This is a genomic window from Sandarakinorhabdus sp. FBCC-B8862 (assembly GCF_059745315.1).
Genome location: NZ_CM185574.1, coordinates 2,283,063 through 2,301,685, shown reverse-complemented (window position 1 = coordinate 2,301,685; position 18,623 = coordinate 2,283,063). Strand labels below are relative to the sequence as shown.

Sequence of the window (18,623 nt, the reverse complement as noted above, 5' to 3'; positions counted from 1 at the left end):
CTCAGTTCCCCACCGCTTCTTCCGCCTTGGCAGCGGCGATCATCTTGGCGGCAAACTTCTTCTTGAACTCCGGCCGGTCCCTGGGAACATCTTCCCAGATGCCGGCGGCATGGCCTTCGCCCACACCGTTGAAGAAGCCCTTCATCGCATCAAAGCGGCTCTTGTTGCGGAGCGCGCCGTTGATCACCTGCGCCAGGCTGCCAGCGCCAGCCGGGCCCATCAGCGGACGGGCCGAGATGAGGTTGGTGAAATAGAGGCCGGGGATGGCGCGCGTCTTGGCGTGCTGCACCACCGGCGTCGTGCCGATCGACAGGTCGGGCTGGAATTCCTCCACCGCCGCAATGTCCTGCTCCAGGCTGGCACGATACTGGATGCGGGTGCCGCGGGCTTCCAGCCATTCACGGTCCGGATCAGACCAGCGGGTGCGCGGGCAGGCAGTGCCGACATAGGGGACTTCGGCGCCCGATTCGACCAGCAGACGCGCCACCAGCAGTTCGGAGCCTTCATAGCCCGACACGGTGATGCGGCCCTTGATCGGCATCGCCGACAGCGCGCCGCTGATCGCCGGCAGCCACTTGTTCTGCGCAGCCGCAACCTTGTCGGCGGGCAGGCCAAAGGCATCGCCAATCGCGGCCAGCCAGGCGGCGGTGCCATCGCGGCCCACCGGGGCGGAGCCGACCACGGTGCGGCCGGCGGCTTCGAATTCGCGCACGGCGGCGGTGTAGAAGGGGTGGATCGCTGCCACCACTGGCGAGGCCAGCGCGGCATAAAGCTCACGCCATTCGCGGGTCGGCACCACCGGGCCGGTGGTCAGGCCCAGCGGTTCCAGCAGCATGGCAATGCCCACCGGGTCGGCCGGGAACATTTCGCCCAGCAGGGTCACGGTCGGCTTGTCGGGCATCACGGCGGGTGCCGCGACCGGGCCGGCCATCACCTCTTCACGGGCATATTTCAGCATGGCGCCGGCCAGCACGTCCTTGGCTTCGGCATGGGTTGGCACGCCAAAGCCGGGCACGTCGATGCCGATGATGCGCACGCCGTTGATCGTGTCGGGCAACAGCTGCAGCGGCACGCCCGAAGCGGTCGGCACGCACAGGTTGGTCACCACGATCGTGTCATATTTCTCCGGATCGGCCTGCGCGTGCACGGCGTCGCGGATATCTTCGAACAGCTTGCCGGTGACCAGCGTTTCCGAATTGAACGGCACATAACCCACCGTGCGCCGCGCCCCATAGAAGTGCGACGTGAAGGTGAGGCCATAAACACAGCAGGCCGAGCCCGACAGGATGGTGGCGGTGCGGCGCATGCGCAGGCCAACGCGCAACGAGCCGAAGGCCGGGCACATGGACTGCGGCTGGTCGTGCGGGCCCTTGGGATAATCGGCCGCATAACGGTCGAGCACCTCGGACTTGCCGGCCTTGGCCGCAGCCTCGCGCATCGTGTCGGCGCCGGCGTGGCAGCCGGCACCTTCGGCCGGCGGAGCAGCCAGTTCCTCAGACATTGTCGTACACCACTTCCAGGCTCGGCTTGGTCTCATAGACGCCGCCGCGCATGTCGGCCTGGGTCGCCGGCTTCAGGGTGAAGTTGCCGCCGGTGTCTTCCGGCTTGAACAGGCCGAGCAGGCCATCCTGATCCAGCGGGGTCGGGCGCACCGGCGGCGCGGTTTCGACATTCTGGGCCAGTTCGGCAAACAGCGGGCCCCACGGGCCATCGGGCGTGCCGATGATCTGGTAATTTGCCGACTTGCGGCGGATTTCCTCGTGCGCCGGGATGCTGGCCAGCACGGGAATCCCCACCGCCTTGGCAAAGGCCTGGGCTTCGCCGGTGCCGTCATCCTTGTTGATCAGGATGCCCGCCACGCCGACATTGCCGCCCATCTTGCGGAAATATTCCACCGCCTTGCAGACATTGTTCGCGACATAGAGCGACTGCAGGTCGTTCGAACCGACCACGATCACCTTCTGGCACATGTCACGCGCGATCGGCAGGCCAAAGCCGCCGCAGACAACGTCGCCCAGGAAGTCGAGCAGCACATAGTCGAAGCCCCAATCGTGGAAGCCCAGCTTTTCGATCGTCTCGAAACCATGGATGATGCCGCGGCCGCCGCAGCCACGGCCCACTTCCGGGCCGCCCAGTTCCATGGCGAACACGCCGTCGCGCTGGAAGCAGACATCCTCGATGGTCAGCTCCTCGCCGGTCAGCTTCTTCTTGGAGCTGGTCTCGATGATGGTCGGCGTCGCCTTGCCGCCAAACAACAGGCTGGTGGTGTCGCTCTTGGGATCGCAACCGATCAGCAGCACGCGCTTGCCCTGCTGCGCCATCATGTAGGACAGGTTGGCGAGCGCGAAGCTCTTGCCCGAACCGCCCTTGCCATAAATGGCGATGATCTGCGTTTCCTTGGTGACTTCACCGGTGTGCACCGGATCGGGCTCGATGGCGGCCTCCTCACGAAGGGCGGCAACCTGATCGAGAAGTTGATTGATGCTCATGCGATATCTCTCCAGTCGAAGACCATCTTGAGACAATTGGGGTCCGAAAAGGCCTGACCATAAGCGGTCGGCGCTTCAGTGGCCGGAACCTTGTGCGTCACAAGGCCCTCGAGCGACAGCCTACCGCTGCCCACCAGCGCGAGCGAAGTCGCGAGGTCGTCAGGCTGGAACTCTGTGGCGATGCGGATGCGCGCTTCGCGGCGGAACGCGGGCGCGAATTGGAACGAGAGCGGCTCGCTGTAGAAGCCGGCCAGCACGATCTCGCCCCCGCGCGCCATGTGCATGACGGCCTGGTCGAGAATGCGATGGTCACCGCTCGCGTCGTAGATCGAGCGGTAATCCCGCCGCTCGTCGGTCTCGGGCCTGATGACCCGATAACCCTCGGCCCCGCTCATGCGGGCCTCATTGATTTCCCACACCACCGGCTCCACGCCGGCGGCCAGCGCGATGCGCGCCAGCAGCCGACCCAGCACGCCATGGCCGATGATCAGATCCGGCATTTCGCCTCCCACCACCGCATGCTGCGCGGTGGCGAGCAGGCTCATCATCACGGCCTTTTCATCCCAGCCGGCCGGCACCGGAATCACCCGCGCCGCGCCGGTGATCAACGTGCGCGCCTGGCCGCCAAACAGCCCGCGCGCACCTTCGAATTTCGACGAACCCGGCACGAACACGCTGGTGCCGATCATGGCCTTCTGGTTGGTGCCGGCATCCACCACCGTGCCCACCGCCTCATAGCCGGGAACCAGCGGATAGCCCATGCCGGGGAACATCGGCATCGTGCCGTTGTACATCAGCTTTTCGGTGCCCATGGAGATGCCGGACCAATCGATCCGCACCACCACATCATCATCACCCGGCGGCGTGAGGGCGAGCGCGCGCAGTGTCACCTGTTCCGGCGCCTCCACAACCACGGCCATCGTTTCCATGCAATCAACCCCTCATCGGCACACAGCCACCCCTGCCCGTGGCGCTGCTCCGTCTGCCGGCCCGTTTATCCAACCCGACACTCGCCTGTAAAGCGCGCTTGACGATACGGGAAGAAAAAAATTGGACGAAGTCAGTCCGATTTCGCCCGCCGGACCGCCTCAGCGCTCCGCCACCACCAGCCGCGTGACCATCGGCAGCGCCGTCTTCACCTCCCGCGCCGTGGCAAAGCCGGCCTGGGCCAGCAGCGCCAGATAATCCGCCGCGGTGCGCGGACGGCCGGATCCCATCGCCCACAGATAGAGGCCGAAATAGGCATCGCCCATCACCTCGGCCCCCGGCGTGCCGGCCATCGGCTCGGCAATCAGCAGCCGCCCGCCCGGCGGCAGCGCGGCATGCGCCTTCTTCAGCAGCGCCCGCACCACGGCATCATCATGATCATGGCAGATGCGCACCAGGCTGATCACATCAGCGCCCTGCGGCAGCGGATCATCGCGGAAACTGCCGCCGTGCAGCGCCACATGGCTGAGCCCGCGCGCCGCCAGCTTGGCCTTCGCCCCCTCCACCACCGCCGGCAGATCAAACAGCTTCATCGCCAGCCCCGGATGTCGCCCGGCCACCTCGGCCAGAAAGGCGCCATGGCCGCCGCCCACATCCATCAAACACTGGTGCCTGCGGAAATCATAGGCATCCAGCACCTGTTCGGCCACCATCGGCTGGCTGGCCGCCATCAGCGCAGAATAGGGCGCCACGGCCCCATCACCACCGCCCTGCCAGCTGGCATCATCGGCGGTGGCCGGCTGCCCCTGGCCGGCGGCCGGGGCATAGGTCCAGAACGCCGCCAGCTTGCCCTGCCCGCGCCCACCTTTCAGCATGGCGATGGGATCGGCCAGATCATCATAGAAAATCTTGTGATGCTCGATCATGGCCAGCGCACCCTGGTTGGTCGACAGCGCCGCCCCGCGCTGGCCCAGCACCCACAGGTCATCCTCGGCCAGCTCCACCAGATCGATCGCCTTGGCCGCCCCCAGCAGCCGCTGCAGCGCCTTCAACTCCAGCCCCGAAACCGCCGCCAGATCGGCCGTCGTCGCCGGCCCTTGCGCCAGCCGGCGGATCAACCCGGCATCCACCGCCGCCGTCAACGCCTTGGTCTGCACAAAGCCGGTGATCACGGCAAACATGCTGTTGGCATGATAACGCGCCGTCCGCCGGAAGAAGATGTTGCGCATGGCAAAGCGCTGGAACGCCGGGCTGGCCAGCATCCGGTTGCGCGCATTCAGCCAGCGCAACCGCAGGCTCTGTCGACCCTTTTCGCCCCCACCTGTCGTCATCGTTACGCCCGATAGTGTCAAAACATGTGGACAGTCACTGTCCAAAGGTCAATCATGACCTTGACGGTCGGGTTTGGCCATGGCCTCCCCACCGCCCGGCAGGATTGATTCGGATACGGGCTTTGGCAGGCGAGAACGGCATTGTCATCATCGGAGCCGGCATGGGCGGCCTCAGCGCCGCCGTGCTGCTGGCGGCGCGCGGCCTGCCTGTGACCATTGTCGAGCGCATGGCCCACCCCGGCGGCAAGCTGCGCACCGTCGATGTTGGCGGTTATGCCATTGATGCCGGCCCCACCGTCTTCACCCACCGCCCGGTGTTCGAGAGGCTGTTCGCCGATGCCGGCGCCCGGCTGGACGATCATCTCACCCTTGTTCAGTCCGAACGCCTCGCCCGCCATGCCTGGGCTGATGGCTCCACCCTCGATCTCTGGGCCGATCACGCCCGCAGCCGCGATGCCGTCGCCCGGTTCGCCGGCCCCGCCGAGGCAGCGGGCTGGACCCGCTTCCAGGCCGAGGCCGCCCGCATCTTCCGCGCGCTGGAAACCCGCTTCATGGAAAGTCCGGCGATGGGCCCGCTCGGCCTCACGCTGAAATATGCCCCCTTCCACCTGCACGAGATGTTCGCGATCAACCCGTTCGCCACGCTGTGGGGCGCACTGGGCGGCTATTTCCGCGATCCCCGCTTGCGCCAGCTCTATGGCCGCTACGCCACCTACACCGGCGCCGATCCCTTCAAGGCCACCGCCACCCTGATGCTCATCGCCCACCTCGAAGCGCGCGGCGTCTGGCTGGTTGATGGCGGCATGCACGAGGTGGCGCGCCAGATGGCGGCGCTGGCCACCCGGCTCGGCGCCAAATTCCACTATAACGCCCATGTGTCCGAAATCCTGGTGCGAAACGGCCGCGCTGCCGGAGTGAAGCTGGCCAGCGGGGAGGAGATCCCGGCCGGCGATGTCCTCTCCAACAGCGACATTTCCGCGATTGCCGATGGCCGCTTCGGCCCCGCCGCATCCCGCGCCGTCACCGGCGTCAAGCCCCACGAACGCTCGCTCTCCGCCCTCGTCACCATGATGACGGCAGAGGCCAGCGGCTTCGAGATGGACCGGCACAATGTCTTCTTCTCCACCGACTATGCTGCCGAATTCCGGCAAATATTCGGTGAACGCCGCCTGCCGGTGGAGCCCAGCATCTACATCTGCGCGCAAGACCGCGGCATCACGCCGCCCCCGCCGGGGCTTGAGCGCTTCCAGTTGATCGTCAATGCCCCACCCACAGGCGACGGGGCACCCCCAACCGACGAGGAGATGGCCCAATGTCAGACAGCAACCCTGGCCGTTCTGGCCCGCTGCGGGCTGAATCTGAAACCGCACGCGATGCATCCGGTCGGCCCGAAGATGTTCGAGGCACTTTTCCCTTCGAGCGGTGGGGCCCTCTATGGTCGGGCCTCGCACGGGTGGCAGGCCAGCTTCCGCCGGCCTGGCAGCAAGACGAAGCTGCCCGGACTGTGGGTCGCATCGGGCAGCGCGCACCCGGGGGCGGGCGTGCCGATGGCGGCCTTGTCCGGCCGCTTGGCGAGCGCAGCGATCCTCAAGGCCCGCGCTTCGACCAGAACGTTCCTGCCCATGGCTACCGCTGGTGGTATGTCGACGCCGAAAGCGACTGCGGAAACTATGGGCTGACGATCATTGCCTTCATCGGCTCGGTCTTCTCCCCCTATTACAAGGCCGCCGGCCGCCAGGCCCCGGAAGATCATGTCAGCCTCAACGTCGCCCTCTATGGCAAGGGCGCCCGCCGCTGGACGATGACGGAGCGCGGCCAGGGCGCCCTCTGGCGCGACCGCCACACGCTGCGCATCGGCCCCAGCCAGGTGCGCTGGGATGGGCAGACGCTCGTCATCGATATCGAGGAGCATGGCGCCGTGCTGCCGCTGAACGTGCGCGGCCAAGTCCGCGTGACGCCGATGGTCTATGGCCAGCGCCGCTTCCGCCTCGATCCCGGCGGCCGCCACGTCTGGGAACCGCTGGCCCCATGCAGCCGCGTCGAAGCCAATTTCACCGATCCCGCCATCAAATGGTCCGGCACCGGCTATCTCGATGCCAACCACGGCAGCGAATCCCTGGAAGACGGCTTTGCCGACTGGCAATGGAGCCGCGCCCACCTGAAGGATGGCTCCACCGCCGTGATGTACGAAGGCCAGCTCGCCGACGGCAGCGACTTCGGCATGGCCCTCAGGATCACGCCCGACGGCCAGGCCGAAGTGATGGAAATGCCGGCCCCCGTCGTCCTCCCCAAAACCGCCTGGCGCCTCGACCGCATGACCCGCGCCGACGCCGGCTACACCGCCCGCATCCGCGCCACCTGGGAAGACACCCCCTTCTACAGCCGCACCGCCCTGGCCACCCGCCTCTGGGGCGAAGACGTGGTCGCCGTGCACGAATCGCTCAACATGAAACGCTTCGCGACGGGCGCGGTGCAGTGGATGCTGCCGTGGCGGATGCCGCGGAAGGTTTGAGGGTAAGCAAGACGGCAGCTTGATCGCATCTGATAGTGCGTCCGAGACAGAAAATGTTATCAAAAAGAGTTAATGCATTAGCATTTCCGCACTAACATCTGCCGTAATTTGTCGGGTCAGCCCAACCCAGACCGCAGGCCATTGATTTTTCCGCTTCAAATGGCGCACGCCCCCAACCCCATTGTTTGCCACTAGCTTTCTTCCATTGGGCGCCTGTAAAAAATCCCATTGCCTTCGCAACTCCGTTCTTATTCAAACCCCAGTGAATATGAACAGGAAATTCATCTCTTGGAGCCGGGTAACCGAGATAAGAGACGTTTTTGTAAACCCGCGATTTCTGGCTACATTTCTTGGGATAATGTGATGGCGCACATGTAGGATAACTGCTCCTAATATGTCCGATTACATGCTCCCATCCAGTAGAAATGTCCTTAATTATCAAATATGCCTTTCCTTGCGTAACTCCATAGTCTCTAGTATTATTAAATATTACATACCCTTCTACTGGGCTATAGACGTTGTCCTTTGTGGAGGCTTTCAGATCAACTCCAATGTGCTGAGCCCAGTATTTTTTATCAACCCCGTCATTGTAATTTTGATCCCAAAATTTTCCACCAGAATTGACTGTTTTTGACGGAGTCGGCCACTCGCCAATAACCTGAGGCACTGCGGCGCCCGTCAAAACGATTAGCAATATCAGCGACATTTTGGCGCGGAAATGGGCAGCCATTGGAAGCTACTCCTTATGATTTACGCATAATGAGATCATCTGCTCAAAAATATGTCAATTTTAAACTCCAGGACCGACAAGAAATGTAATATGACGATCTTGACTCTTTAGCAATAAATTCAACATAATCAATGATTTAGAGATATTCCGCGCGACCTCTTTAGAAGAAGCAGTGATAGTTTACGACTGTTCTACAGCTAAGATTTCTGTGGAATGGGATTAACTCGCAGTCGCTGCCAGAGCGACGCGGGTGTGGCCATCCATGCCCATGGTGGCTCCGATGGCTTGCACCGGATCGAGAGGATCAATCGGCCAGCAGCGGGCTTCATAGACTGCCACCAGCGTCACCAGCACGTCGAGCCGGTCGCCGGCTTCGGTGCCTTCGGCCGCGCCCCACAGGCTTTCGATTTCGCGTAATTCGGCGGCATGGGTGCGGGTAGGGCGGGTGTGCACGAGCGGCTCTGCGGCGAGTGATACCAGCCACGCCCCCAAGCCCGTCACCCCGGACTTGATCCGGGGTTTGGCTGTTCTCTGTGCCGCGAGGGCGGGAGGAGGGGAAGGAAGCCGAACCCCGGATCAAGTCCGGGGTGACGTGGGGTTGAAGAGAGCGGCGGCACGCACCGGCAGGGCTGCGCTGAGACGAACGGGTCAAGGGGCCTCGCCCCTTGCCGCCGGAGGCTTCCCCTTCTTCTGCCGCCCTCGGCACGCCGCCCTGTCCTACACAGGGCAAATGGGGTTACACTGACCCCGCTCTTTCCACCGCCAGCACCACCACCAGCCGCGCCACGGGCGCGCGATACGTCACATGTGTCGCATCATGACCGGCAGGACATGGCGAATCGCGCCCCGGCCGCCGCAAAGGCCAGCAAAAACAATCCTGAATCCCGGCGAATCCGTCAATTGTGTCAAAATTCAACCGCCCTTGGGCGCGTCGTCATCCCCCGCGTCCGGCGTGTCGCCCGGTTTTTCCCGCAGGGACCACAATTGCCAGCCGGCGAAGGCGAGGACGGCGAACAGGCTGACCCCGCCTTCGATCAGGCCGTAATATTCAACCGGGATCTCCATCTCAGCGCCGAATGGGTCCGTCCGGCCCATAGAGCGGGAAGGGCGGGCGCTTGGGTTGTGGCGGCGGGTTCTTGGCCAGCGCGTCCAGCGCCAGCGCCACGGCCTTTTCCAGCTGCGGGTCGCCGCCGGCCATCACCTTGTCGGGATCCTGGTCCACCTCCACGTCGGGCGGCACGCCGATATTTTCCACCGCCCATTCGCCCTGGGGCGAGAAGAAGCCGACGGAAGGGCTGGTGAGATTGCCGCCGTCCATCAGCGGCGGGATGCCGCCGATGCCGACCAGGCCGCCCCAGGTGCGCTTGCCCACCAGCGGCCCCAGTTTGAAATCGCGGAACATCCACGGCAGCATGTCCCCCCCACTGGCCGAGCCTTCGTTGATCAGCATCACCTTGGGCCCCAGCACGGCGGCCGATGGCGTGCGGTCGATCCGGCCATAGCGTGGTTGCCACCAGCTGATCAGGCGGCGGTTCATCACCTCGATCATGTAATCCGCCGCCTGGCCGCCGCCGTTGAAGCGATCATCGATCACCATGCCCTGCCGGTCGGTCTGCGCGAAATAATAGCGGTTGAAGCTGGTGAAGCCGCCGCCGCCGGTGTTGGGCAGATAGACATAGCCAAGCTTGCCGCCCGACAATTGGTCCACCCGGCGGCGGTTGTCCTCGATCCAGGTGAGGTTGCGCAGCCGCGCCTCGCTGGCAATCGGCACCACGGTCACGTCGCGGGCCGGCTGGCCAGCACGGGCGATGGTGAGGATCACCGCGCTGTCGGCCGTGCCTTCCAGGTGGCGCTGGATATCCTCGTCGCCGCGCACCTCGGTGCCATTGATGGCGGTGATGCAATCGCCCACCTTCACATCCAGGCCGGGGCGGGCGAGCGGGGCCTTGATGTCCGGCGTCCAGGTGCCGCCATCGTGGATGCGCGCCAGGCACCAGCGGCCATCCTTGATGGTGTAATCCGCGCCCAGCAGGCCGCCCGGCACGCGCTTCGCCGCCGGGATGGTGCCGCCGCCGCCGCGCAGATGGCCGATGGAAAAGCCGGTCAGCGCTTCGTGGAACAGATAGTTGAGATCGCCGCGGGACTGGATGCCGGGCAGATAGGCCGCCAGCGCCTTTTCGGCGCCGTTCACATCATAGCCGTGGAAATTGGGATCATAGAAATAGGCGCGCTGCACCCGCCAGATCTCGCGATACATCTGGGCCCATTCGGCGGCCGGATCGATGCGGGCCATCAGGCCTTCGGTCTTCAGCTTCACATCCGGGTCGCTGGGCTTGATCGGCTTGGTGGCATCGGCGACCAGCCAGCTACCATTGCCCCCGGCGGTGCGCACCAGCAGCTTGTTGCCATCGGCGGAAAGTTCGAAGCCCTGCGCCTTGTCGAACAGGGTCTCGCTCTTCTTGCCCTCCAGCGTCCAGCGGATCAGCGACGCGCCCGGTGCCTCATCGGCATCGATGTCGAGCGCTTCATTGGCCTTGAGCAGCCAGAGCACCCCGCCCTTGCCGGCTTCGAGATTGCGATAATCGGCAGCCGGCAGCGGCAGTGCCACCATGCGCCGGGCGATCTGATCCAGCGTCAGGCCGGCCAGATCGATCTTGATGGCCGGGGTGGCCGGCGCGGCGGCAGGCTTGGCGGGCTTTTTCGCATCGGCCTTTTCCGGCGCGGCCGGCGGCGGTGGGGCCTTCTCGTCGCCCAGTTCCGGCGCCAGCGGCGAAGCGGTGCCGGCGTTCAGGGCAATCGCCCACACGCTGCGCGTCGGCTGATAAACATCGCTCGACATATCAAGCGGATAGATGGTGCCGCCGGCGTTGTTGCTGGCCAGGAAATAAAGATATTTGCCATCGCGGTCGAACGCCGGCTCGCTGGCCATCGCCATGGCATCGGTGATCTGGGTCACCTTCCCGGTCGCCACCTCGTGCAGCATCAGCACCGGGAAATGATTGCCGCTGGTGCGGGCATAGACGAACCAGGCCGAATCGGGCGACCAGGCCATGCCGCTCGATCCGGCGGAAAAGCCGCCATATTCATCCACCGGGCCAGCTGCTGTCAGCTTGCCGGTCGCCAGCTCCAGGATCCAGGTGTTCAGCCGATTGTCCTGCATGGCGATGCGCTTGCCATCGGGCGACCATTTCGGGCTGAAATAATAGGCCGGCTCAGGCGCCAGGGCATATTTCTTCACCGCCTTCCCGGCGCCCTGCTGGCTGGCGACGTGGAGGGCATACAGCCCGCCTTCATCGCTGAAATAGGCGATGGACTGGCCATCGGGGCTCCACACCGGGGTGCGCTCCATGGTGCCGGCGGTGGCGGTGATGGTGCGGGTGATCCCCTCCTTCACCGGCAGCGTCATGATCTCGCCATGCGCCTCCACCGCCACCCTGAGGCCGGTGGGGGAGATGGCAGCGGTGCGCACCTCGCTGCCCACATTGGCAACCCGCGGCCGCACATCAGGCATGTCGCCATCCAGATCGATGCTGATCGCCTTGGGCTCCTCGCCCGGCACCAGCGTGAAGATCGTGCCCAGCCGGTCAAACACCAGCGCCTTGCCGTCGGTCGACAGGCTGCGGATATCGGGCCCGCGGTTCTGCCAAACGAGCGCCGTCTGGCCCGAAGCGGGATCAAAGCGATACACGCTCACCGGCCCCTTGCGGCCCGACAGGAAATAGACCTGGCCGCCCAGCCACACCGGCGAGAAATCCGCGCCGCCATCCTGCGGCACCTTCTGGGTTTTCAGCCCGTCCAGCTGGGTGATCCACACCGCCCCGGTCAGCCCGCCGCGATAATTGCCCCAGGCGGTGTAGCGGGTGTGGTTGAAGGAAAAGCCCGGCTCCAGCGGGTTGTAGGCGATGGACTTGCCATCGGGCGCCATCATGCCGGCCGCGGCCATCGGCAAGGGCAGCGCGGTGGCCGCCCCGCCACCGGCATTCACCTGCCACAGTCTTGTGTAACGGCTGGCCGAATCGCGGTTGGACCGGAAGATCAGTTTCGCGCCATCCGGGCTCCAGCCCACGGCATTGTCAGCCGCAGGGTGGAAGGTGATGCGCTTGGGCACCCCGCCGGCCACCGGAACGGTGAACACATCGGTGTTGCCATCATATTCGCCGGTAAACGCGATGGTCTGGCCATCGGGCGAGAAGCTCGGCGCCTGTTCGATGCCAATGCCGGTGGTGATGCGCACCGCCTTGCCGCCGGCCTTGGGCGCCACCCAGATATCGCCGCCGGACACAAAGGCCAGATGCGTGGCGCTCATCACCGGCGATTGCAGCAAGCGCTGCGGGCTGGCGATGGCAGCGGCACTGGCAAGCGCAAGCAGGCCGGCACCGGCCCAACGGATGGTCTTCATGCGATCATTCCCCAAAGATTTCATGCCCAAAGCGTGGCAGCACCGCCGGGCGGCGTCAATCATCCCACCACGGGAAACCCGGCGGCAGATCACGGCTCACGCGGCCGGGAAAATCGGGCGGGCGCTTTTCCAGAAAGGCGGCCACGCCTTCCTTCACATCCGGCCCGCCGCCCAGCGCCATGTTGAACGCGGCATCCACCTTCAGCGCATCATCCGGGCTGGCCGTGCTGCCCAGCCGCCACAACATGGCCCGCGCCATGGCGACGGCCACCGGGGCCGTGCCCTCGGTCATTTCGGCGGCAATGGCCTGCGCCCGTTCCAGCAACGCGTGGGCCGGCACCACCTCGCTCACCAGACCGCCGGCCAAGGCCTCTTCGGCGCTGATCAGCCGGCCCGACAGGCACCAGCGCAAGGCCTGGGGCAGACCAACCAGGCGCGGCAGGAACCAGGCGCTGCCGGCTTCTGGCACCAGCCCACGCCGGGCAAAGACAAAGCCGATCTTCGCCCCCTCGGCCGCGATGCGCACATCGCAGGGCAAGGTCAGGGTGATGCCCACGCCCACGGCCGGCCCATTGATGGCGGCAATCACCGGCTTGGTGCTGTCAAACAGGGCATGGATGAAGCTGTCGTGCCGGCCGCCGCGACCAGAGCCGAAATTGCCGGCACCATCCCCCGCCATGTCGAAACTGTCGGCGCCGGCCGACACATCAGCACCGGCGCAAAAGGCCCGGCCCGCCCCGGTGATGATGATGGCGCGCACATCATCATCCTGGCTGGCGGCGCGCACTGCACGCGCCAGCGCCCGGCCCATGGAATCGGTATAGGCATTCAGCCGCTCCGGTCGGTTCAGCCGAATCAGCAAGTTGCGATTCAAGCGGCTGACATCGATGCCATCCAGGCTCATGATCATCCCCCATGAGGGCAGTGTGCCCGTCCTGCGTAAGGCGCGTTGCGAGGGAAACAATCACCGGATTGGAGAGGGTCGTGCTGCGCTTGCGCCAGGTTGCCGTGGTGGCCAGTGAATTGGCCCCGCAAGTGGCGGATTTCACACGGATCTTGGGGGCAGAGGTTTGCTACCGTGATCCCGGCGTGGGCAAATATGGCCTGGAAAATGCGCTCTGGGCGCTTGGCGGCACCTTTCTGGAGGCGCTTGCCCCGACGCGCCCCGGCACCACCGCTGGCCGCTATCTTGATCGCCGTGGTGGCCCCACCGGATATATGCTGATCGTCGACACGGACGACATCACCGTTGTGCGGCTGCGGATGACCATGCTGGGCACCCGCATTGTCGAAGATCTGTCCGTGGATCTGCACGGCCAACAGGCCACCGCCCTGCACCTGCACCCGCGCGACACCGGCGGTTGCCTGCTCTCGATCGATCGCCACGGCCCAAACCCGGCCATGCTGGGCAGCTATGCCTGGGCTGGCCCCGATTGGCAGCGCGCCTGCCGGCCGGATCTGGCCATCACCGGGGCCCTGCTGGCCGCCGATGATCCCGTGGCCCTCGCCGGCCGCTGGAGCGCGCTGCTTGCCCGCCCATCGGAACGACACGGCGATCTGTTCACCATCAGCCTTGATCATGGCCGCATCGACATCGGTCCAGTGACAGACGATCGCGGCGAAGGCCTGTCGGCAATCAGGGTTGCGGGCCTTGCCGCGCCAGCGCATGCTTGCGGCATCGACCTGTTGCCCGAGGATGGCTGATGAGCGCCTATGCCCCCGAAACCGATGATCTGATCGCAGCGGTGGAGGGGGGCGTTCTCACCCTCACCCTCAATCGGCCCGCTGCCCGCAACGCCCTGTCACGCGCCATGCTCGATGCGCTGGCCCGCCTGTTGGAACAGGCCGAGGCTGATCCCGCCATCGGCGCCATCGTCATCACCGGGGCCGGCGGGGCCTTTTGCGCCGGTGGCGACGTGAAGGGCATGGCCGCCCGCAATGAAAGTGGGGAGCCTGAGCCCATCGATCAGGCCATCGCCCGCCAACGCCGCAACCAGCGCGCCATTTCCGGCCGGCTGCACGCCATGCCCAAGCCCACCATCGCCGCCATTCCGGGCGCGGCGGCTGGGGCCGGCCTGTCCATCGCGCTGGCCTGCGACCTAAGGGTGATGGCCGATACGGCCTTCCTCACCACCGCCTTCGCCAAAGTCGGCTTTTCCGGCGACTATGGCGGCACCTATTTCCTCACCCGTTTGGTTGGCGCTGCCAAGGCCCGCGAACTCTATTTCCTGTCAGATCGGGTGGATGCCGCCGAAGCACAGCGGCTGGGGCTGGCCAACCGTGTGGTGCCGGCCGATGCCCTGCCGGCCGAGGCTCAGGCGCTGGCCACCCGCCTCGCCAACGGTCCGCGCGTGGCGCTGGCCTACATGAAGGAAAATCTCAACCGCGCCTTTTCCGGCGGCGACATGGATGATTGCCTCGATCTCGAAGCCACCCACCATGTCCATTGCGGCCTGACCGACGATCACAAGGACGCCGCCAAGGCCTTCGTTGAAAAGCGCAGCCCCGTGTTCAGGGGGCGCTGAGCACACCCAGCCCCTGCGCGAACTCGATCACCGCCTGGGCATGCACCCCGGGCGATTCCTCATGCGCCAGATGGCCCAGGCCCGGCAGCGCGCGGTGCACCACCGTCACGCCGTGGCTGGCCAGCCGCCGCTCCACCGTGTGGCTGGTCGATGGCGGCACCGTCTGGTCGCGTTCCCCATGCAGCAGCAGCACCGGGCATTTCACATGGGCAATGCTGCGCTCGATCGTGTCCAGATCCCAATGCGCCATCAGCGCCAGCGCCCCGCCGGTGTGGGACGAATTGCGGAACAGCCGCTCATAATGCGCCACCTGTTCGCGGGTGGAGCGGGAGCCGGTCCAGCGGGCCAACAGGTCGGTCATCGATTGGAAGCGCGTCGTGAAGCTGAAGAAGGCCGGCATGAACGGATTGACGAACAGCGCCTTGGCCAGGCCCGGATACACCTTGCCCACACCGGCAAAGGGCAACAGCGCCCCGCCCAGCGACACCACCACCTGCGGCGCCACCAGCCCGCGCGCCACCATCATGAAGGCAATCGCCGCGCCCACGCTGTGGCCCAGGATGATCGCCGGCCGCACCCCCAGTTCGGTCACAAGCGCTGCCATGGCCTTGGCCACCGCATCAGGATCGGGCGCGTTCAACTTCTGGGTAAAGCCATGGCCGGGCAGATCAGGAATGATCACCCGGAAACGCTCGGCCAGCAGCGGCGCCAGCCCGGCAAAGCTGTGTGTGGTCGCCCCGGTGCCATGGATCAGCAGCAGCACCGGTGCATCGGCGGGGCCGGCTTCCTGCACATGCCACTTCAATCCGCCGGCCGTCACAAAACGGCTCCAGTCGCGGTGTGGCACATGGGCCGAATCAACATCCCAACGCATCAGATCGTCCCTGCCGATGCGGCCTTCACCGCCGCCACCACCGATTTTGCATCCACCCGCGGCAAGGTCACCAGCCGCGCGCCCATCGCTGCCGCCAGTTCGGCCCCCTGCGGACGCGGGCGCGGCGAGCAATCGATGAACACCGCCGGGATGGCATTGGCGCGATAGGCGCGGGCGCTGGCCAGCGCCGCCTCCTGCGGGCTCACGCCATCGCCGCCGCCCACATTGGCGCGGCCATCGGTCAACACCACCACCAGCGGGCTGCGGCCCCGGCCCTTTTCGCCTTCCGCCACCTTGCGGGCGAGATCGAGGCCAGAGGCAATCGGCGTGCCGCCGCCACCGGCCAGGCCTGCCAGCTCCTTCTTGGCGCGCGGCAGGCTGCGGGTGGGCGGCAGCGCCAACGCCGCCTCCGTGCCGCGAAATGCCACCAGCGCCACCTCGGCCCGCTTCACATAGGCTTCAGCCAGCAGCAGTTCGACAGCCCCCTTGGCTTCGGCCAGGCGCGCGAACGCGGCGGACCCGCTGGCATCCACGGCAAAGATGGTGGTGGATTGCGTCTGCGCGATGAAGCGGCGGATGCGCAGATCCTCCACCCGGATCGCCAGCCGGCCATCGTCGCGCACCGGGCGGATCTTCTGCCAGGGCGCTGCCGTCTTGATGGTTTCAATCAGGGCCAGCCGCGCTCCGCGGCCCGGCATGCCGGGCCGCACCCCGGCCGGGCGGCCGCTGGTGATGCTCTTCTGCTTGGCGCCGGATGATCCGCTGGCCTTGGGTGCCTTGTTGATGGTGCCGGCCGCCAACGCATCCAAAAGGCCCGGCGGCAGCGCCGTCTGCGCCGCATCCAGGATCATGTCAGTCGGGTCCACGGGTGGCGGTTCCGGCTGTTCCTGATCATCGCCGGGCGTGTCATCCGATGGCGGCGGCGGGGGTGGCGGATCTTCGGGCGGCGGCTCGTCCGGTGGCTGCTCGTCTGGCGGCGGCGGCTCTTCCTCTTCCGGCGGCGGCGGCAGGCGGGTGGCGCGCGGCCCCAGCACCAGCGCGCCGGCAGCGGCCATGTCAGCCTCACGCAGCTGCTCGATGGCGTCCGGCCGCTCGTCGGCCCGGGCATGGGCGCGTGCCACCCGCACCGCCATGATCGGCGCGCGGATGGAGGCGATGCCAAGCGCCGCTGCGCCCACCGCCAGCGCGGTTTCCGGGTCCTTGGCGATGGCGCCGGGCTCGGCCAGCATTTCCAGCGGCGGCGGCGGTGCCTCGCCCGCCACCAGCTCCGCCATGGGCAGGCGCACGCTGTTCAAATCGATGTGGATGGCCAACCGCTCGGCCAGGCCCTGCGGCACCCGCTCCCGCTCCGGATCGTCGGGATCGCCCTCGTCAAACAGCACCAGCGGCGGGCAGCCTTCGTCAATCGCGGTCGCCAGCCGGGCGGCCAGCGCCGGATTCAGCCGCTCCGCCATCGGCACCACCAATATCTTGCCGGCCGCATCGGCCAGGATGCCGGCGCGCTGCACCGGCTTGCCGCTGGCCAGCGTCGCCGTCAGGTCCAACCCGCCATCCAGCGCCTCGGCATCGGCGCTGGCCGGCAGCCGCCGGGTGGGGATCACCAGATTCAGCGCGTCGGACCAAGCATCGCGCACCGGGCCGGGCCGGGCGCGCAACAATATGCCGCCAATCGCATTGCCGGCCGCGACCAATATGTCGATGGCGCTCAGCGCCAGCGCCCAGCGCTCGCCCGACGCCTCCTCTGCCGCCGCCCCATCGGGCGTCATGCCGGGATCAGCTCCGCGATGGCGCGGGCGATGCGGCTGGTCGAACCGGTGTCATCCAGCACGTTGCGGCGCAGGCGATGGCGCAGCGCCATGGTCGCCACCTCGGCAACATGATGCGGCTTCACCTCCTTCTTGCCCGCGAGCGCGGCCTGGGCGCGGGCGGCGCGCAGCAGGGTCAATTCCCCGCGCAGGCCATCAGCCCCCACCGCTGAGCACAGCTGCGCACCCAGGCCCAGCATCTCGTCGGCGACCTGCACCTTGGGCAGGAGTTTGCGCGCCTTGGCAATGGCCTCCAGCGTGGCCTGCTCGCTGTTCTGAAACTCGGCGACAAAGGCGGCCGGATCACGGTCAAACCGGTCACAGCGCTTCACGATCTCGATGCGGTCGCCCATGTCAGTCGGTGTGCGCACGTCAACCGACAGGCCAAAGCGGTCGAGCAGCTGCGGGCGCAGCTCGCCCTCTTCCGGGTTGCCGCTGCCCACCAGGATGAAGCGGGCCGGGTGGCGGATCGACAGGCCCTCGCGCTCGACGACATTGGTCCCGGAAACCGCCACATCGAGCAGCAGATCAACCAGATGATCCTCCAGCAGGTTGATCTCGTCGATATAAAGGAAACCGCGATTGGCCTTGGCCAGCAGGCCGGGCTCGAAGCGCTTCTCGCCGGTCGCCAGCGCGCGCTCCAGATCAAGGCTGCCAACCACCCGGTCTTCCGTCGCACCCAGCGGCAGATCGACGAACGGCACATTGGCCTCTTCGGTGCGCTTGCCGGCCTTGTCGCGGCAGCCCTCGATGCAGGGGCTGCGGTCATCGGGCGCGCAGAAATAGCGGCAGCCCGGCACCACCTTCATCGGCGGCAACAGGCCGGCGAGCGCGCGCACAGCGGTGGATTTGCCGGTGCCGCGGTCGCCAAACACCATCACGCCGCCCAGTCGCGGCTCGACCGCAGCGAGGAGCAGGGCCTGCTTCATCTCGGACTGGCCGACGATGGCAGTGAACGGGAAGGGAATGCGAGCCGGGTTTGCCATGCGCGCTGCCTTAAGCGGCGGTGCGCGGCGCTGCAAGCCGGTCGC

General features: G+C 66.3%; 16 protein-coding genes. 4 read left to right on the top strand and 12 right to left on the bottom strand.

Annotated features, from left to right (window positions below; translation table 11 throughout):
- Position 1: 1 nt before the first annotated feature.
- The 4 genes from bchY to AC6BOR_RS11070 all read right to left on the bottom strand — a co-directional run bounded on the left by bchY (position 2) and on the right by AC6BOR_RS11070 (position 4,747).
- A complete protein-coding gene (bchY, locus tag AC6BOR_RS11085; RefSeq protein WP_498058495.1) occupies positions 2-1,501 on the bottom strand; it encodes a chlorophyllide a reductase subunit Y in 1,500 nt (499 codons plus the stop codon).
- Positions 1,494-2,489 (bottom strand): chlorophyllide a reductase iron protein subunit X, encoded by a 996-nt coding sequence (locus AC6BOR_RS11080; RefSeq protein WP_086115654.1) that lies wholly within the window; start codon positions 2,487-2,489, stop codon positions 1,494-1,496. Before AC6BOR_RS11080 ends, bchY begins: the two co-directional genes overlap by 8 nt.
- A complete protein-coding gene (gene bchC / locus AC6BOR_RS11075) occupies positions 2,486-3,418 on the bottom strand; it encodes a chlorophyll synthesis pathway protein BchC (RefSeq protein ID WP_498058494.1) in 933 nt (310 codons plus the stop codon). Before bchC ends, AC6BOR_RS11080 begins: the two co-directional genes overlap by 4 nt.
- A gap of 159 nt (positions 3,419-3,577) precedes the next feature.
- Positions 3,578-4,747 carry a methyltransferase gene (locus AC6BOR_RS11070; protein ID WP_498058493.1) on the bottom strand — a complete coding sequence of 390 codons (1,170 nt, stop codon included), beginning with the start codon at positions 4,745-4,747 and terminating at the stop codon, positions 3,578-3,580.
- 104 nt (positions 4,748-4,851) lie between these two features.
- Here AC6BOR_RS11070 and crtD point away from each other — a divergent pair, with 104 nt between their 5' ends.
- Together crtD and AC6BOR_RS11060 are read left to right on the top strand one after the other, a co-directional pair.
- Positions 4,852-6,426: a 1-hydroxycarotenoid 3,4-desaturase CrtD gene (gene crtD / locus AC6BOR_RS11065; protein ID WP_498058492.1), complete on the top strand. Its 1,575-nt coding sequence runs from the start codon at positions 4,852-4,854 to the stop codon at positions 6,424-6,426.
- Complete coding sequence (locus AC6BOR_RS11060) at positions 6,423-7,259, top strand: carotenoid 1,2-hydratase family protein (RefSeq protein WP_498060652.1); 837 nt, start codon at positions 6,423-6,425, stop codon at positions 7,257-7,259. Before crtD ends, AC6BOR_RS11060 begins: the two co-directional genes overlap by 4 nt.
- Before the next feature lie 91 nt (positions 7,260-7,350).
- Here AC6BOR_RS11060 and AC6BOR_RS11055 read toward each other — a convergent pair whose 3' ends face one another.
- From AC6BOR_RS11055 to AC6BOR_RS11035, 5 genes are all read right to left on the bottom strand, one after another.
- Positions 7,351-7,989 (bottom strand): M23 family metallopeptidase, encoded by a 639-nt coding sequence (locus AC6BOR_RS11055; RefSeq protein ID WP_498058491.1) that lies wholly within the window; start codon positions 7,987-7,989, stop codon positions 7,351-7,353.
- Between the two features lie 219 nt (positions 7,990-8,208).
- Positions 8,209-8,442 carry a hypothetical protein gene (locus AC6BOR_RS11050; RefSeq protein ID WP_498058490.1) on the bottom strand — a complete coding sequence of 78 codons (234 nt, stop codon included), beginning with the start codon at positions 8,440-8,442 and terminating at the stop codon, positions 8,209-8,211.
- Positions 8,443-8,901: 459 nt separating this feature from the next.
- Positions 8,902-9,054, bottom strand: a complete 153-nt coding sequence (locus tag AC6BOR_RS11045; RefSeq protein WP_498058489.1) for a hypothetical protein — start codon at positions 9,052-9,054, stop codon at positions 8,902-8,904.
- A gap of 1 nt (position 9,055) precedes the next feature.
- Positions 9,056-12,412: a S41 family peptidase gene (locus tag AC6BOR_RS11040; protein ID WP_498058488.1), complete on the bottom strand. Its 3,357-nt coding sequence runs from the start codon at positions 12,410-12,412 to the stop codon at positions 9,056-9,058.
- Between the two features lie 31 nt (positions 12,413-12,443).
- The gene (locus tag AC6BOR_RS11035; protein ID WP_498058487.1) at positions 12,444-13,292 is read right to left on the bottom strand and encodes an enoyl-CoA hydratase-related protein; all 849 of its coding nucleotides are present in this window, start codon (positions 13,290-13,292) and stop codon (positions 12,444-12,446) included.
- 80 nt (positions 13,293-13,372) lie between these two features.
- Here AC6BOR_RS11035 and AC6BOR_RS11030 point away from each other — a divergent pair, with 80 nt between their 5' ends.
- Both AC6BOR_RS11030 and AC6BOR_RS11025 read left to right on the top strand, forming a co-directional pair.
- A complete protein-coding gene (locus AC6BOR_RS11030) occupies positions 13,373-14,092 on the top strand; it encodes a VOC family protein (protein WP_498058486.1) in 720 nt (239 codons plus the stop codon).
- On the top strand, positions 14,092-14,913 hold the full coding sequence (locus AC6BOR_RS11025; protein WP_498058485.1) for an enoyl-CoA hydratase-related protein: 822 nt from the start codon (positions 14,092-14,094) through the stop codon (positions 14,911-14,913). The genes AC6BOR_RS11030 and AC6BOR_RS11025 overlap by 1 nt, the downstream gene beginning before the upstream one ends.
- Here the strand turns inward: AC6BOR_RS11025 and bchO are convergent.
- The 3 genes from bchO to bchI are packed head-to-tail and all read right to left on the bottom strand — an operon-like array spanning position 14,900 to position 18,578.
- The gene (bchO, locus tag AC6BOR_RS11020; RefSeq protein WP_498058484.1) at positions 14,900-15,787 is read right to left on the bottom strand and encodes an alpha/beta fold hydrolase BchO; all 888 of its coding nucleotides are present in this window, start codon (positions 15,785-15,787) and stop codon (positions 14,900-14,902) included. The genes AC6BOR_RS11025 and bchO overlap by 14 nt on opposite strands.
- Positions 15,787-17,553 (bottom strand): magnesium chelatase subunit D, encoded by a 1,767-nt coding sequence (locus tag AC6BOR_RS11015; RefSeq protein ID WP_498058483.1) that lies wholly within the window; start codon positions 17,551-17,553, stop codon positions 15,787-15,789. The genes bchO and AC6BOR_RS11015 overlap by 1 nt, the downstream gene beginning before the upstream one ends.
- Entirely contained in the window at positions 17,550-18,578 is a 1,029-nt protein-coding gene (bchI, locus tag AC6BOR_RS11010) for a magnesium chelatase ATPase subunit I (protein WP_498058482.1), read from the bottom strand. Before bchI ends, AC6BOR_RS11015 begins: the two co-directional genes overlap by 4 nt.
- Between the last annotated feature and the right edge of the window lie 45 nt (positions 18,579-18,623).